13 protein-coding genes are annotated in these 13,671 nt (G+C 34.9%); 4 read left to right on the plus strand and 9 right to left on the minus strand.

The features are described 5' to 3' along the window. Positions 1-13 precede the first annotated feature (13 nt). Both EVJ48_06800 and EVJ48_06805 read right to left on the minus strand, forming a co-directional pair. Entirely contained in the window at positions 14-202 is a 189-nt protein-coding gene (locus EVJ48_06800; GenBank protein RZV38529.1) for a rubredoxin, read from the minus strand. 40 nt (positions 203-242) lie between these two features. Next, positions 243-434, minus strand: coding sequence for a rubredoxin (locus EVJ48_06805; protein RZV38530.1), 192 nt, complete (start codon positions 432-434; stop codon positions 243-245). A 181-nt stretch (positions 435-615) separates the two neighbouring features. On the opposite strand from EVJ48_06805, the gene argS reads away from it, so the two are divergent. The 3 genes from argS to EVJ48_06820 all read left to right on the plus strand — a co-directional run bounded on the left by argS (position 616) and on the right by EVJ48_06820 (position 4,717). Next, the gene (gene argS, locus EVJ48_06810) at positions 616-2,721 is read left to right on the plus strand and encodes an arginine--tRNA ligase (protein RZV38531.1); all 2,106 of its coding nucleotides are present in this window, start codon (positions 616-618) and stop codon (positions 2,719-2,721) included. 149 nt (positions 2,722-2,870) lie between these two features. After that, complete coding sequence (locus EVJ48_06815; protein RZV38532.1) at positions 2,871-3,896, plus strand: ABC transporter ATP-binding protein; 1,026 nt, start codon at positions 2,871-2,873, stop codon at positions 3,894-3,896. Beyond that, positions 3,893-4,717, plus strand: a complete 825-nt coding sequence (locus EVJ48_06820; GenBank protein RZV38533.1) for an ABC transporter ATP-binding protein — start codon at positions 3,893-3,895, stop codon at positions 4,715-4,717. Before EVJ48_06815 ends, EVJ48_06820 begins: the two co-directional genes overlap by 4 nt. Here the strand turns inward: EVJ48_06820 and EVJ48_06825 are convergent. Further along, the gene (locus EVJ48_06825; protein RZV38534.1) at positions 4,698-5,177 is read right to left on the minus strand and encodes a TraR/DksA family transcriptional regulator; all 480 of its coding nucleotides are present in this window, start codon (positions 5,175-5,177) and stop codon (positions 4,698-4,700) included. The genes EVJ48_06820 and EVJ48_06825 overlap by 20 nt on opposite strands. A gap of 325 nt (positions 5,178-5,502) precedes the next feature. Between EVJ48_06825 and dgt the strand changes: the two genes are divergently transcribed. Then, positions 5,503-7,035 carry a dNTP triphosphohydrolase gene (gene dgt / locus EVJ48_06830; GenBank protein ID RZV38535.1) on the plus strand — a complete coding sequence of 511 codons (1,533 nt, stop codon included), beginning with the start codon at positions 5,503-5,505 and terminating at the stop codon, positions 7,033-7,035. Between the two features lie 18 nt (positions 7,036-7,053). On the opposite strand, the gene EVJ48_06835 is transcribed toward dgt, so the two are convergent. From EVJ48_06835 to mtnP, 6 genes are all read right to left on the minus strand, one after another. Further along, positions 7,054-7,632: an SIS domain-containing protein gene (locus EVJ48_06835; GenBank protein RZV38536.1), complete on the minus strand. Its 579-nt coding sequence runs from the start codon at positions 7,630-7,632 to the stop codon at positions 7,054-7,056. 19 nt (positions 7,633-7,651) lie between these two features. After that, on the minus strand, positions 7,652-8,428 hold the full coding sequence (locus tag EVJ48_06840) for a site-specific DNA-methyltransferase (protein RZV38537.1): 777 nt from the start codon (positions 8,426-8,428) through the stop codon (positions 7,652-7,654). Between the two features lie 6 nt (positions 8,429-8,434). Then, positions 8,435-10,255, minus strand: a complete 1,821-nt coding sequence (locus EVJ48_06845) for an AlwI family type II restriction endonuclease (protein ID RZV38538.1) — start codon at positions 10,253-10,255, stop codon at positions 8,435-8,437. 15 nt (positions 10,256-10,270) lie between these two features. Then, positions 10,271-11,566 (minus strand): DNA methyltransferase, encoded by a 1,296-nt coding sequence (locus EVJ48_06850; protein RZV38554.1) that lies wholly within the window; start codon positions 11,564-11,566, stop codon positions 10,271-10,273. Between the two features lie 682 nt (positions 11,567-12,248). After that, the gene (gene purE / locus EVJ48_06855) at positions 12,249-12,734 is read right to left on the minus strand and encodes a 5-(carboxyamino)imidazole ribonucleotide mutase (protein ID RZV38539.1); all 486 of its coding nucleotides are present in this window, start codon (positions 12,732-12,734) and stop codon (positions 12,249-12,251) included. Positions 12,735-12,769: 35 nt separating this feature from the next. After that, the gene (gene mtnP / locus EVJ48_06860; protein ID RZV38540.1) at positions 12,770-13,657 is read right to left on the minus strand and encodes an S-methyl-5'-thioadenosine phosphorylase; all 888 of its coding nucleotides are present in this window, start codon (positions 13,655-13,657) and stop codon (positions 12,770-12,772) included. Positions 13,658-13,671 lie beyond the last annotated feature (14 nt).

Here is a 13,671-nt window from a genome sequence, read left to right on the forward strand (position 1 = left end):
TTGTAAATAAAATTTAAGCGTTAAAATTATGAAAATGAGTTTTGTCTGCTCCGCATATGGGGCAGACCCAATCATCCGGCAGTTTTTCGAAAGGAGTTCCCGACTCAATGCCTCCTATAGAGTCGCCTACTTCTGGATCATATATATATCCGCAAACATCGCACTGATACTTTGGTAAAGCAATTTCTTCATTTAAAGCCATTAAAAATCTCCTATTTTAAACCTTAATTAATTAAATTATTTTATTTATTTTTTACTTTGTCTATTTTTTTAAAATGAGTTTTATCTACTAAGCATATGGGACAGACCCAATCTTCGGGTATATCTTCGAAAGGCGTTCCCGGAGGTATTCCGCTTTCCGGATCGCCTTTTTTGGGGTCGTAAATATAAGGACATGCTTCGCATATATATTTGTCTTTATTTTCATTGTCCATAATTAGTCAATATCCAAATCCTAAAGAAATAAATCCGCTTCTTTTTAATTATATCAAATTAATTATTTTTTTAAAGTCTTTTAATTGGTATAATTGGTATAAGCAAAATAATTCTTAATAATTCAATCTTAACAATATTAATATAAATTAAAATTATTTATAATATAATAAGGAACAAAAAATGGATATATTTAAGGAAACGCTGAAAACTTTAATTATAAACGTTATTGAAGCCGAAAAAAAAATAGAAGTTTCAAAACCGCAAGCCGAAAAATTAATCAAAAATCCGCCCGACGATTCTTTCGGCGATTATTGTTTTGCCGCTTATTATTTGCAAAATTACGGATTTAAAGGCAAACCGGAAACGGCCGCCGCCGATTTATATAATTTATGTACCCGTCGTTTTAGTGAAATAGCAGGTTTTTTCGACAGGATAGAAATAAAGGGAGCTTACGTTAATTTTTTTGTAAAAAGAGAAAAATTCGTTTCCGAAGTCGTTAAGGAAGTCATTGATTTTGGTTCCGATTACGGCGGCGGCGTTACGGAAAAACCTCTGACCGTCGTCATAGATTTTTCGTCGCCTAACATAGCAAAACCATTTGGAGTAGGACACTTGCGTTCTACGGTAATAGGGATGAGTTTGTCGAAAATTTATGAATTTTACGGGCATAAAGTTATAAAGATAAATTATCTTGGAGATTTCGGAACCCAGTTCGGGAAACTTATTACGGCGTTTTGTCGTTACGGCGAGATAAATTTTTCCGAATTTGAAAAAGACCCCGTAAAAGTTTTATACGAGCTTTACGTCAGAATACACAAAGACGAACAAACCGATTTAACCGTCGAAGAAGAGGCTAAAAACAGGTTTAAAACGCTTGAAGATTTTATGTCGGTAAATAAACGCAGTTTTGAAGAATATATCGGTGCAATAAACGGTTTAGACGGTACAATGTCGAAAAATATTAATAAAGGTTCGTCCGCAGAAGCCGATACATCCAATGCGTCAGAAAACATAATGCTTTCCGAAGAAAATAAAAATTTTTTTTGCGGGACCGCGGAGGGGCAGTATAATTTATGGAAAATTTTTAGAAAACTAAGCATAGAAGAATTTAAAAGAATTTATCAATCTATAGGAATAGAGTTCGACTCGTATGAAGGAGAAGCCGAAAGCGCGGAATTTTCAAAAGATATTAAAGAAATTTTACTGGAAAGCGGCATAGCCGAAATAAGCGAAGGTGCAGTAATAGTGAATGTAAAAGGCGTTAAAGCGCCCGCCCTGATTGCTAAAAGCGACGGAACGTCCCTTTACCTTTCGAGGGATATAGTTACGGCGGTTTCTAGAATGGCAAAATATAATTTCGATAAGATGATTTACGTCGTAGGCTCCGAACAGGCCCTTCATTTCAGCCAGCTATTCGGCATATTCGGCATATTGAAAGAAGACGCCGAGAAAATAAAAGACGGTAAAAACTTTAAATATTTTGCTTCTATGATAGACGGCAGGTTGGTTCATGTAAAGTTCGGCAGAATTATCGGCATGTCGACAAGAAAAGGCAATTTAGTTTTTCTGGAAGACTATATAGAAGAAGCGCGCCTTAAAGCTCAAGAAAAACTTGAAGAAAGACTGAAAATTTTAGAAGATAATCTTTCCGCCGAAATTAACGATGCAACCAAAAAACTGACTGAAGGAATGGAAGGAATAAGAGCGGCGACGGAAAACGGTGAAAAACAAGGTTTAATTAATGAACGAAAAAAAGAGCGAACCGAAACCGAAAAGAAGCAGATATATTTAACGTCTTTAAAAGTAGGCATAGGGGCGGTTATTTTTAACGATTTAAAAACAAGACGGACTACCGACGTAAATTTTAACTGGGATAACGTTTTGTCTTTCGAAGGTCAGACAGGACCTTATCTTCAATATACCGTTTCAAGAATAAACAGTCTTTTAAACAGACTTAGCGGAAATGAAACGAATTTAAAAAACGACGCTCAAAGTTTTTCGTTTTCAAAAAGCGATGCAGATTTTGACGATATTTTTTTGATAGCCAAACAAATTTATGGATTTAAGACGGCTCTTCATTCGGCGGTCGAGCAAAACGAGCCGTCGGTATTAAGCTCTTTTGCTTTAGACCTTGCTTCGCATTTTAACAAATATTATCAAAATTACAGGCTTATAGGCAGAGATTATAATTATTTAAAGCCTAGGATTGCAATGTTGTCCTCTGTTAAAACGGTTTTAGTTTCCGTCTTGAATCTGTTGTGTATTCCGGTTTTAGAAAAAATGTAATTTTAAAAAAAGTGTCAAACAAAATAATAGAAAAAGGTGTCAAGAAAAAGGTGTCAGATTTTATTTTACGCATATAAAAAAAGAAACAATTAAAGGTAAAATATTTTGCGTAAAATTAATCTGACACCTTTTTCCGATGGTTTTTTTATATGGGCTTAGAGATAAATAACTTAACAGTCGAATTATGCGCGGGTAAAGACGAAAACGAGTGCATCAACGTGGTCGATTCTATATTTTTATCGGTCGATGAAGGCGAAGTAGTATCTATAGTAGGCGAATCCGGCAGCGGTAAATCTTTTTTGGGCTTATCTATTTTAAAACTTAATCCGCAGGGCGTTTCAAAAATAGTTTCAGGAGAAATTAAAATAAAGTGTAAATCTCAGGATAGCGAGAAGGATATTTTAAAGCTTAAGCCCGACGAGTTAACGGATGTGCGCGGTAAAATTATATCGATGATATTTCAGGATCCCAATACGTCTTTAAATCCCGTAATGAAAATAGGGGAGCAGATAACCGAAGCAATTTTAGTCCATAAAAAAATGTCAAAAAAAGAGGCAAAAGACATTGCCGTTAAATATTTAAATTATATGAATATAGACGGGCTTGCAAGATTTAATTCTTATCCATACGAGCTTTCCGGCGGCATGCGCCAGAGAGTTATGATAGCTATGGCTATGGTGCTTAATCCGTGTTTTTTGATAGCCGACGAGCCTACGACTGCTTTAGACGTTACTACGTCGCTTCAGGTTTTAAAATTAATTAAAGAAATAAAAGAAAAATCCAACGTCGGTATTATTTTTATAACGCACGACCTTACCGTCGCAAGAAGCATTTCCGACAGGACTTACGTATTTTATGCAGGGCAGATAATGGAATCCGGCAACACCGAAAATATAATAAATAACCCCGCCCATCCATACACAATTTCTTTAATAAAAAGTATTCCTTCTCTTTCTCCGGATTACGTTCCGAAGCAGAAGCTTTTTAATATAAGCGGTTATTTGACCAAAGACGATTTTAAAAAAGGGAAGTGCAGATTTTATTCAAGATGTTTTAAAAGAGACGACGAATGTTTAAACGACATAGCTTTTAGAAATTTTATGGATTCCGAAAATGGAGTAAAATATGGGCGCGGCATAAGATGTATTAAATTTAATGCCGGCGGCGCAAAATGAAATCAAATATGGAAAACAACGTAATTTTATCGGTTTCCGACATTTCCAAACATTATAAGTATTATAAAACGCTATTCGATATAAAAAAGAACGTTATAAAAGCGGTTGACGGCGTTTCGTTCGATGTTTATAAAAATGAAATATTTGCAGTAGTCGGGGAAACCGGATGCGGAAAATCGACTCTTTCCAAGTTGATTTTAGGGCTGACCGAAAAAACTTCCGGCAAGATATATTTTAAAGGCGAAATTCTGGATTATAAAAATAAAAAAAAAGATTTCAGGAAAAAGATACAGATACTTTTTCAAGATCCTTATTCGTCATTAAATCCTAAAAAGAAGATATATAAAATAATATCTTATCCTGCTGTCAGAAACGGCATTATAAAGAACAAAAAGAAAGACAGGATGGAATTTGCCGCAGAACAGCTTAGAATCGTCGGATTACCTGAAACAATAGCTTTAAGCTATCCGCATATGCTTTCCGGCGGACAGAGGCAAAGAGTAGGAATAGCAAGATGCCTGTCGGTTCGTCCGGAACTGCTTATACTCGACGAGCCGGTGTCTGCTTTGGATGTTTCCGTTTCCGCCCAGATTTTAAATCTGCTGATGGATTTAAAAAACGAAACCGGTATGAGCTATATATTTATTACCCACGATTTAAAATTGGTCAGGCACCTTGCAGACAGAGTATGCGTTATGTACGGCGGAAAAATAATGGAGATTGCAGGAACGGACGATTTTTTTAAAAATCCGTCGCATCCTTATTCTAAATCGCTTCTTGAATCTATGTCTTTTTTATCCTCTACTCGTCGGAATCTTTAAATGTGTCGTCGTCGTTTATTAAAGAAAGCGTATTCAGGTGGTCGATATAATCTTCGTTTAACTGCTTCTTTTCTTCTTCTTCCGCTTTAGACTGACAGTTTATGCATAAGTTGGAATAAGGTATTATTTTTAATCTTTTCTTTGAAATAGGTTCGCCGCATTCGTCGCATATGCCGTATGTTCCTTCTTTAATTTTCAAAAGCGCATTGTCTATTTCCCTGACTTTTTTCCTTTCTCTGTCCCCAAGCATATACATAAGCTCCCGGTCCCTTTCGCTGGAAGCGATGTCGTAATTATCGCCGCGGTATTCCGTCGAGTCTTTTGAAGAACCTTCCTTTATGCCGGCATCTATTTCCTTAAAAATATCTTTTTTCATTTTTATTAGTACTTTTTTTGCCGATTCTATTTCTGCTTTTGAAAATGAGTGTTCGTCTTTATTTTCTTTATCCGTATTTTTCATAAACGATTCCTCCGATATTATTTGTCAAAAATGTGTGAATAGTATATATTTAATTAAATATAAATGCAAGATTAAAACTTTAATACTGCAATAGAACAACAAAAACATTCCCTAATATGCTATAATGACTAAAAAAATATTTAATAAAAAGGTGTCGGATTAATTTGGAAAAAGGTGTCAGATTAATTTTACGCACATCTTTTATATTTCATTGTTTCTTTTTGTATGCGTAAAATAAAATCTGACACCTTTTTCCGTAAAATATTTTACTTGACAATAACACGGTTGCTGACACCTTTTTAATTTTTAGCGGGGGCGGCGCTTGATGTTAGAAGAAAGAGTATTCGATTACGGATATGCCGATAAGGAAAAAAAGGAAAAAGGGATAAGGTCTCCTTTTCAAATCGACAGGGACAGGATAATACATTCCAGCGCGTTCAGAAGGATGAGGAATAAAACCCAGGTTTTCGGAGTTTTTACGCTGGATTATTACAGGACGAGACTTACGCATTCTCTGGAAGTATCGCAAATAGCAAGAGCATTAACGTCTATTTTGAATAAAAAATACGGTTTAAGTATAGATTTAGACCTTATAGAAGCCGTTTCGCTGGCCCACGATATTGGACACCCGCCTTTCGGGCATCTCGGCGAATATATTATAAACGAAGAGTTAAAGAAAGCTACGGACTGGAAACTAGGATTCGAAGCTAATGCCCAAAATATCAGGATACTTAATTTTCTCGAAAAAAAGTTTTACGATTCAAAAAACAATAAAATATACGGAATTAATCCTTCTCTTAAGACCATAGACGGAATTTTAAAATATAAGATGCCATATTCCCTGTCCGATAAAAACAAGCATTTTATTTACGACGACGATATATTTATACTCGAAAAACTCCACGGAAAAGATTTTGTAAATTATCTGAGTAAATATTCCCGTTTTTTTAACGATAAAAAAAATAAAACCGCCAAAGATAAATTTTTTGAATTTTCAAGATGCATTGAATGTCAGATATTAAACGCCGCCGACGATATCGCTTATGCCACGCACGACATAGAAGACGGGGTAGAATCTAAGCTCATAAATATAGGCGGGCATTTCAAAGTAAACAAATATCTTAGAGAAAGCGACCGCTTTTTGAAAGATTCTACCGAAACAATTAATACCATGACCGAACGGGTCGATAATTTCTTTTTTAAATTAAGAAATATTTTTAATATTCCGGAAAACAAAAAATTTGAAAAAGGGACGTATTGCTCCGAAAATATTAAGGGAATTAAACATAGCGAAACAGCCGATAAACAAGAAGCAAAAGACCGGACTATGCATCACATAAAAGTCAAGACCGATCTTAAGGAGTTTTTTTCTAACTATATTTCAAAGTTTATTTTAAATATAGATTTAGAAGAAAGAAAAGGAGGAGTTAAAAAATTAAAATCTAAATCGGATAATTTTTTACTCGATATGCCCTTAAACTATAACGACGATTCTTACAAATATTCGTTAATTTGGAAAAACGGCGTTGATTTGGAAATAAACGCCCTCAAGCAGATTTCCTACAGTCTCGTTATGGAAAACAGGGAAATTCTTCTAAACAGATATAAAGCCGAAAACATAATAAAAAAGCTTTATGCAGTTTTTTCCGATATTAATAATATTAAACTTTATCCCGACGACTTTCAGGAACTTTACGAGTTTGGATTTTACGATTCTTTCGGAAAAGATAAAAACGGCAATCCCGCTTTCCAAATAATGTGCGCCGATTACATAAGCGGCATGACCGATATGTATGCGATGAAGCTTTATTCGTCGCTATTCGATGCAAGAAGTTTTGCGGACAGCCAGCATGCCTAATTTTGTTGTTTTAATTTTTTAAAAAAGACTGTTTTCTACTAATTCGCATATAATATGGGCAATTAAAATGTGGTTTTCCTGAATTCTTGGAGTGTCTTTAGACGGAATTTTAATAAGCAGGTCGCACATTCCGGGTTCCGCCATTTTTCCGCCGTCTCCGCCGGTAAAACCAATTATTTTCATGCCGATATTTTTTGCCGTATTAATTGCCGATAGAATATTTTTGGAGTTGCCGGAAGTCGATATTCCCCAGAAGACGTCGCCTTTGCGTGCGTTTGCTTCGAGCTGGCGCGAAAAAACAACCGAAAAATCGTAATCGTTTGCTATAGCCGTGAGATTTGACGTATTAACCGTAAGGCTTTCCGCAGCAAGAGCCTTTCTTTCTTTGTAAAACCTCGAAACAAGCTCTGCCGCGATATGCTGGGCATCCGCCGCCGACCCGCCGTTTCCGGCGATAAAAACCTTTCCGCCCTTATCGTAAGCTGAAATAATGGTTTTTGATATATTTTCAACTGTACTTAAAATCTCTTCATTATTAGAAGTAAGTTCTAATAACGCTATTGCTTCCGCAAATCTTTTTTCAATCGTATTTTTCATTTAATGACCCCTTTTCAACTTATTTTTTAATACATAGCCGCTTTTCGGCAATTTCGACGTATTTTTTTTCTTTTTCTATTCCAATCCACTTTCGGCCGAATCTTTGTGCAATAAATGCGGTAGTTCCGCTTCCCAAAAAAGGGTCTAAAACTATATCTCCTTCTTTGGAGCAAGTAAGAATAATTCTTTTCAGCATTTCTTCGGGTTTCTGGGTAGGATGCAAAGCCTTTCCATCTATACTCCTAATGCGTTCCTTCCCCTGAACAAGCGGCATCTCCCATAAATCCCGCATTTGTTTTACCTTTCCGTCTTTTTGTTTTTCAGGATTTATTTCTTTTGCCGTCTCATAATTAAAAGTCCAACCTGAACCTTTAACCGCCCAGACAACAAATTCGGTTGAATGCGTAAATACCCTTTTCGTCATATTCGGCATTGCGTTGGTTTTATACCAAGTAATGATATTGTTAATCTTAAACTTAAGTCGCTTTAAAGTAATTATAATTTCTGCTAAATTGTGATAACTTGAAGCAACGTAAATCGAGCCGGACTTCTTTAAAACCTTGTAACAGCCTTTAATCCAATTTTCTGTAAATCTTAAATATTCCATATCGGGAATCTTATCCCAATTTTCATTGACCATATTCCAGTCCCCGCCTGTTTTATTGCCAACCCATTTTAGAGCGTTACCGGACAGATTATAAGGGGGGTCTGCAAAAATAAGGTCTATTGAATTTTCTTCTATAGCGTTGTTTAAAATCTCTATACAGTCGCCGTTGTAAATTATATTAAGTTTCATAAAAGTCTAAGTTAAATTAAGGCTTTTTTTCCAAGAAGTAAGGATTTTCGGAATATATTTCAGCCATTGATCTGAATTAGGCATAGTTTCTGATTTTTCCAAGACATTGTTATATAAACGAAAGAGTTCATCGTGTTTCAAAAAATTTCCGTTTTGCTTAATCTCGATTAGTATTTTTAAAAGTTCTATAAAATTATCTATGGATAGAGGGATAATTTTTTGTTTTTTACCTTCATATTCATATTTTATTGCCATCCAGAAAGTGTTTATCGTATCACGATGTATTTTTGGGGCAATAAATAAACAAAAAGTATTTTTATCATTATGTTTATTTTCAAAATCCCGCAGATGCCTCATCACAGGCTGTCCTTCGTAATACCATTGATTGCGTCCGGTTAACATCGTAACCTCGCAGATTGCGTTGTGTTGTCCGTAAAAACATTCAATATCCGGCATATTTCCGGGTGCGGTAAAGGTCGGCTCGTTATCGTCTCCTACCGGATAATTAGGTTTTATTTCTATAGCATCATTTAAAGCGTTGAGTCCGAGTGAAATAAGTTTTTCAAGTAAAATAGACTTATTATCGGACTTGTTTATGTTTTTTAATTCTTCAATATATTTTTTAATTTGTTCGATTTCCTGTGATTTTAGATAATTTTCTTTTTCTTGAAGTTGTCTTCGATAAACTCTTAAATCGTCGATAATTTTTTTAATACTTTCTTTGTTCAATTTTTTTAAATCGGGAAATGATTTTCGAGGCAGTTTTAATCTTTTTTCAAGCGGTATTATTTCTTCTAACAATTTATTCGATATTTCGTAAAGTTCTTTTATGTTTTCCCATGGCAATTCCGGTTTAGAATTATCGGAGATATAGCCATGGTAATATTCTTTGGATTCAAAAATTTGAGATTTAGCGTTATCCAAATTTAATAATTTGTTTATTTCGATGGATCTTCTAGGTTCCAAATCGATATAATAGCCTCCGCCTCTGATATAAATATAACGCGTAAGACGAAAATATCTTATTGCGTTGTCTCCGTAATCTTTAAGATTATTTAATAATTTGTTTATTTCTTTATTACTCGAAGTTCCTAGGAATTCAGCTGCAAATTCACTTCGGTATTTATTAAAAATATCTATTTTTTGCTGATTACTTTTACCCTCAAGTTTTTTTCTAAGAGCAATAATTTTTTCCGCATATAGGTCTATATCTTTGTAATTAATAAGGGCGGGGCATAATAAAGAGAATTCACTCCTGCCGATACCTTTTTCGCTTTTTCCTATCGCCGCATATTTCTCATTAACACGGCGGATAAGATGTAAAACTCCTATGAAAGGTTTTATATCGTATCCTTCTTTATAACTGTAGTCATCGCTGTCGGGATTAGGTATTTGCCATTTTAAAAAACTTTTAAAAAATATTTCTCCGATGTCGAATTGTTCATTTAAAAAAAGCTTTCCTAAATCGGTGATGACGATTTTTCCGTCTTTTATTATAGCGAACCCGAATTTTTTTAGCGGGTTTATGGATTGCCTGCCTCTCATCGGAGAGTCTTTATATTTTTTAGATTCGAATATTTCTTCTGCCTTATCGAAAGAAATATTTTTTTGAGGATTGTCTATTAAGTCGATGTTATTTTGAGATATTCCTTTGTAAAATTGATTGCTTCTGTAACCGTATAATCTTTCTTTGATAAGAAGAATCTGGTATTTTTTTTGATTTTCGATGTTCCATTCATGATTTTCAAGCTGGTTTAAGACTTTTAAAAAGTCTCTTAATCTTTCAGGGTTTCTTAGGGTTGTAGTAATAGACCAAGGTTTTTTCATAAATTTATTGATTTTTTATTTTACTTTGCAGTAAAAAATTCTTTCAATGTTTCCTGTATCGAAGCTTTTACCCGTACTAAACGCTTTGAATTTTCGTTCAAAAATTTCTACACTGCCTTTATTTTCTAATGTTTGTATAATTTTATCGTCATTTATTCTTGCGTTAGAACGTCCGTCTTTCGATTCTTTGGTATTATTGTATGATATCAGTATATGTTTGCAATCTGCGTTAATAATAAGATCTTCAAAAGCAAGTCCTGCATTTTTTAGACAGTATAGGCTTTTTATGTGCGACCTGTCCATTTTTTTCGCTATGCCTTCAACTTTTGGTTTTTTCCATTCGGCTAAATTTTCCAAAAGATGATAAGCATCCGAATATTGGCGGGAATTGTATGGAGGGTCAATATAAAGCACATCGCAGGAGATTTTTCTAATTAAAATATTTGCATTATTTTTATATACTTCATTATTTTCGTTATTCAAATAGTTTATATAAGGCGTTAAAAGTTTCAAAGGTTGCAACATATCCATATTTTTACGAAATGCGTCGTAATGCCCAACCGTATTAGCGACTTTGTCAGCCGCATATATTAGAGAGCATATAAGTATATTTTTTTCGTCTTCATTTAAGGCTATTTTATCTATTTCTTCACGAATAGCCCCTATTTTTTTTGCGTTTTCTAATGAAAAATAAGTATTGCCGAAATTATTAGAAAAATAATTATCCTCATTTGCTTTTAAACTATTTAAATAGTCTATTTTTTCAGAAATATCAGTTTTAATTGTGTTAATTTCTAAAAAAGTTTTAAGACATACATAATTACTGGAAAGTATATCGTTAGAAATTATTTTGATCCCATGATTATTGAATCTTTCTCCTACAACGCCTGTGCCTGCAAAAATATCGCAAAATGATTCTATTGCACCGCATTTTTCTGAGACTATATCTTCTATAAAACCAAGCAATTTGTATTTGTTTCCAAGATATCTTCTATTATGTAATCGGAAATAACCGGAAAGATTATTGGGTTTCGTCAGAGTATTTGTAAAATGAATTCCTGCAGCCTCATTCTTAACGTCGATATCATTTTTTTCTATACTGCTAAAATTATTTAAAGAATTAGTCTTTTCGCTTTCGAATAAATCAAATAAAGTCAGCTGGGCTCCTTCAGCAACATAACCGTCATATAACTTGTTTCTTACGCTGTTTCTTATTTTTTTATGAAAACTATAGTAATCCTTATCTCCTATTATAATAAAATCGAGTATCGGTATCCCTACTAATTCGCCGGCTTTAATAATTCTTTCCATTACTTCTTCGTCTTCTATGCTTGGCAAAGGGTTTCCGGTCGGATGATTATGCGCTATAATTATGCCGGCTGAATTTAATTGAATCGCAGGATTAAAAACCTCTCTTGGGTGTATTAAACTCTTATCGATGGTGCCTATGCTTATAATTTCTTTTTTTATCAGTATATTTTTTGCGTTAAGATAGAAACAAACTAAATATTCCTTTTTTTTATCTCTTAAATCGTAAGTCAGAGATAAAATGTCTTTATAATCATGGATAATAATTTCTTTCTGCGCATCTTCTTCATAAAACCTTTTAAATAACGAAATTGCCGAAACAATCTGCAAAGCTTTTGCCTGGCCGATTCCACTGATTGTTTTTAGTTCGTTTATTGTAACGTTGAGGAATTTATTGCCGTATTTTTTAATAATTTGCGATGCCAATTCCTGAACATTTTTTCCTTTTATGCCATTTCCGAGTATTATTGCTAAAAGGTCGGCTTTAGAAAGTGCTTCCGGTCCTTTTTTTATGAACTTTTCTCTTGGACGGTCGGATTTAGGCCGGTCTTTAATTTTTGCCATATTTAGATAATTTTACATTTAATTTACAAATTATATTATATTTGTATATTATAATCTATTTAAAGGCAAATATAAATTTAAAATTTAGAAATAATTCATTGTTTCTGCTATTTTGTTAGTTTTATTTATTAATCTCTTCGTCGGCTTTAATTACCGAGTCCGCCATATCTTTTCTGTACTGTTTTAATTTTTCCGACAGGGCGTTATCCGATAAGGCAAGAATCGATACTGCTAAAAGGGCGGCGTTGACGCAGCCGCTTTTGCCTATGGCGGTGGTCGCTACGGGTATACCGCCCGGCATTTGGACTATGGACATCAGGCTGTCTAATCCGTTGAGGGCGGAGGCGTTAAGCGGAACGCCTATTACCGGCAGGATAGTCATTGCGGCGACGACGCCGGGGAGGTGTGCGCTCATTCCTGCCGCGGCTATTATGACCTTTGCGCCCTTTTTTTCGGCAGATTCGACTAATTCCACCGTTCTTTTTAAAGTTCTGTGCGCCGACGATACATGCAGTTCGTAAGAAATTCCGAATTTTTTAAGCGTCTGCGCGGCGTTTTCTACATCGCCTAAATCGTTTTTAGAACCGGTCAATATCAAAACATCCATAAAGTCAATCCCCCTTTTATTTTTGTTTTTAATTATTAATCGTATAAATTAAATATAGACAATTTTTTTAAAGTTTCGTCGGGGACGTCTTTTTTTGCCGTTACTACGGCTTGGCGCAACGACGAATTGCAGGAGCATAAGCCGCTTTTCGTAAAGTCTATTTTAGAGGCGGATTCTTTAATAATTTTCTTAGCTTTTTCAGCGTTTTCGAGGAGAATTTTAATAATCATATCGGCGGTAACGTTCTCTTCTTCTTCGTGCCAGCAGTCGTAATCCGTAGCCATAGCTATCGTCGCGTAACATAATTCGGCTTCTTTGGCGAACTTGGCTTCAGTGGCGTTAGTCATGCCTATGACGTCAAAACCGTTATTTTTATAAAAATAAGACTCCGCTTTCGTGGAAAATTGAGGTCCTTCAATGCATATATATGTGCCTCCTTCATGGCAGGCGACGTTAAGATTCTTACAGGATTCTATTAATATTTTGCGCAGATAAGGGCAGACGGGTTCCGCCATCGAAACATGCGCTACTATGCCCCCGCCGAAAAAAGTACTTTTTCTATTTTTGGTAAAATCGAAAAATTGATCTACTATAACCATATCTCCCGGTTTTATCTCTTTTTTAAGGCTGCCTACGGCGCTGACCGAAATAACTTTTTTTACTCCGGAAACTTTTAACGCATATATATTAGCGGCGTAATTTATTTCTGACGGCAAAATTCTATGTCCTTTTCCGTGTCTCGGCAAAAAAACTAATTTTTTACCTTTTATTTCACCGAATACCAGCTTGTCCGACGGGCTTCCGAAAGGAGTATCTACCGATTCTTCCCTTACGTTAGTCAGCCCTTCCATTTGATATAATCCGCTTCCGCCTATTATTCCAAGAATATCCGTTTTGTTTTCCGAATTTTCTACGTTTTTCATATTTTTACCTCTTT

The sequence above is a fragment of the Candidatus Acidulodesulfobacterium acidiphilum genome, assembly GCA_008534395.1.
GTDB classification, from domain to species: Bacteria; SZUA-79; SZUA-79; order Acidulodesulfobacterales; family Acidulodesulfobacteraceae; genus Acidulodesulfobacterium_A; species Acidulodesulfobacterium_A acidiphilum.

Coding starts and splice junctions, on each gene's coding strand:
- EVJ48_06815 (RZV38532.1), top strand. CDS start 2,871: ATGGGCTTAGAGATAAATAACTTAACAGTCGAATTATGCGCGGGTAAA.
- EVJ48_06845 (RZV38538.1), bottom strand. CDS start 10,255: ATGAAAAAACCTTGGTCTATTACTACAACCCTAAGAAACCCTGAAAGA.
- EVJ48_06805 (RZV38530.1), bottom strand. CDS start 434: ATGGACAATGAAAATAAAGACAAATATATATGCGAAGCATGTCCTTAT.
- EVJ48_06840 (RZV38537.1), bottom strand. CDS start 8,428: ATGAAACTTAATATAATTTACAACGGCGACTGTATAGAGATTTTAAAC.
- mtnP (RZV38540.1), bottom strand. CDS start 13,657: ATGAAAAACGTAGAAAATTCGGAAAACAAAACGGATATTCTTGGAATA.
- purE (RZV38539.1), bottom strand. CDS start 12,734: ATGGATGTTTTGATATTGACCGGTTCTAAAAACGATTTAGGCGATGTA.
- EVJ48_06850 (RZV38554.1), bottom strand. CDS start 11,566: ATGGAAAGAATTATTAAAGCCGGCGAATTAGTAGGGATACCGATACTC.
- EVJ48_06835 (RZV38536.1), bottom strand. CDS start 7,632: ATGAAAAATACGATTGAAAAAAGATTTGCGGAAGCAATAGCGTTATTA.
- argS (RZV38531.1), top strand. CDS start 616: ATGGATATATTTAAGGAAACGCTGAAAACTTTAATTATAAACGTTATT.
- dgt (RZV38535.1), top strand. CDS start 5,503: ATGTTAGAAGAAAGAGTATTCGATTACGGATATGCCGATAAGGAAAAA.
- EVJ48_06820 (RZV38533.1), top strand. CDS start 3,893: ATGAAATCAAATATGGAAAACAACGTAATTTTATCGGTTTCCGACATT.
- EVJ48_06825 (RZV38534.1), bottom strand. CDS start 5,177: ATGAAAAATACGGATAAAGAAAATAAAGACGAACACTCATTTTCAAAA.
- EVJ48_06800 (RZV38529.1), bottom strand. CDS start 202: ATGGCTTTAAATGAAGAAATTGCTTTACCAAAGTATCAGTGCGATGTT.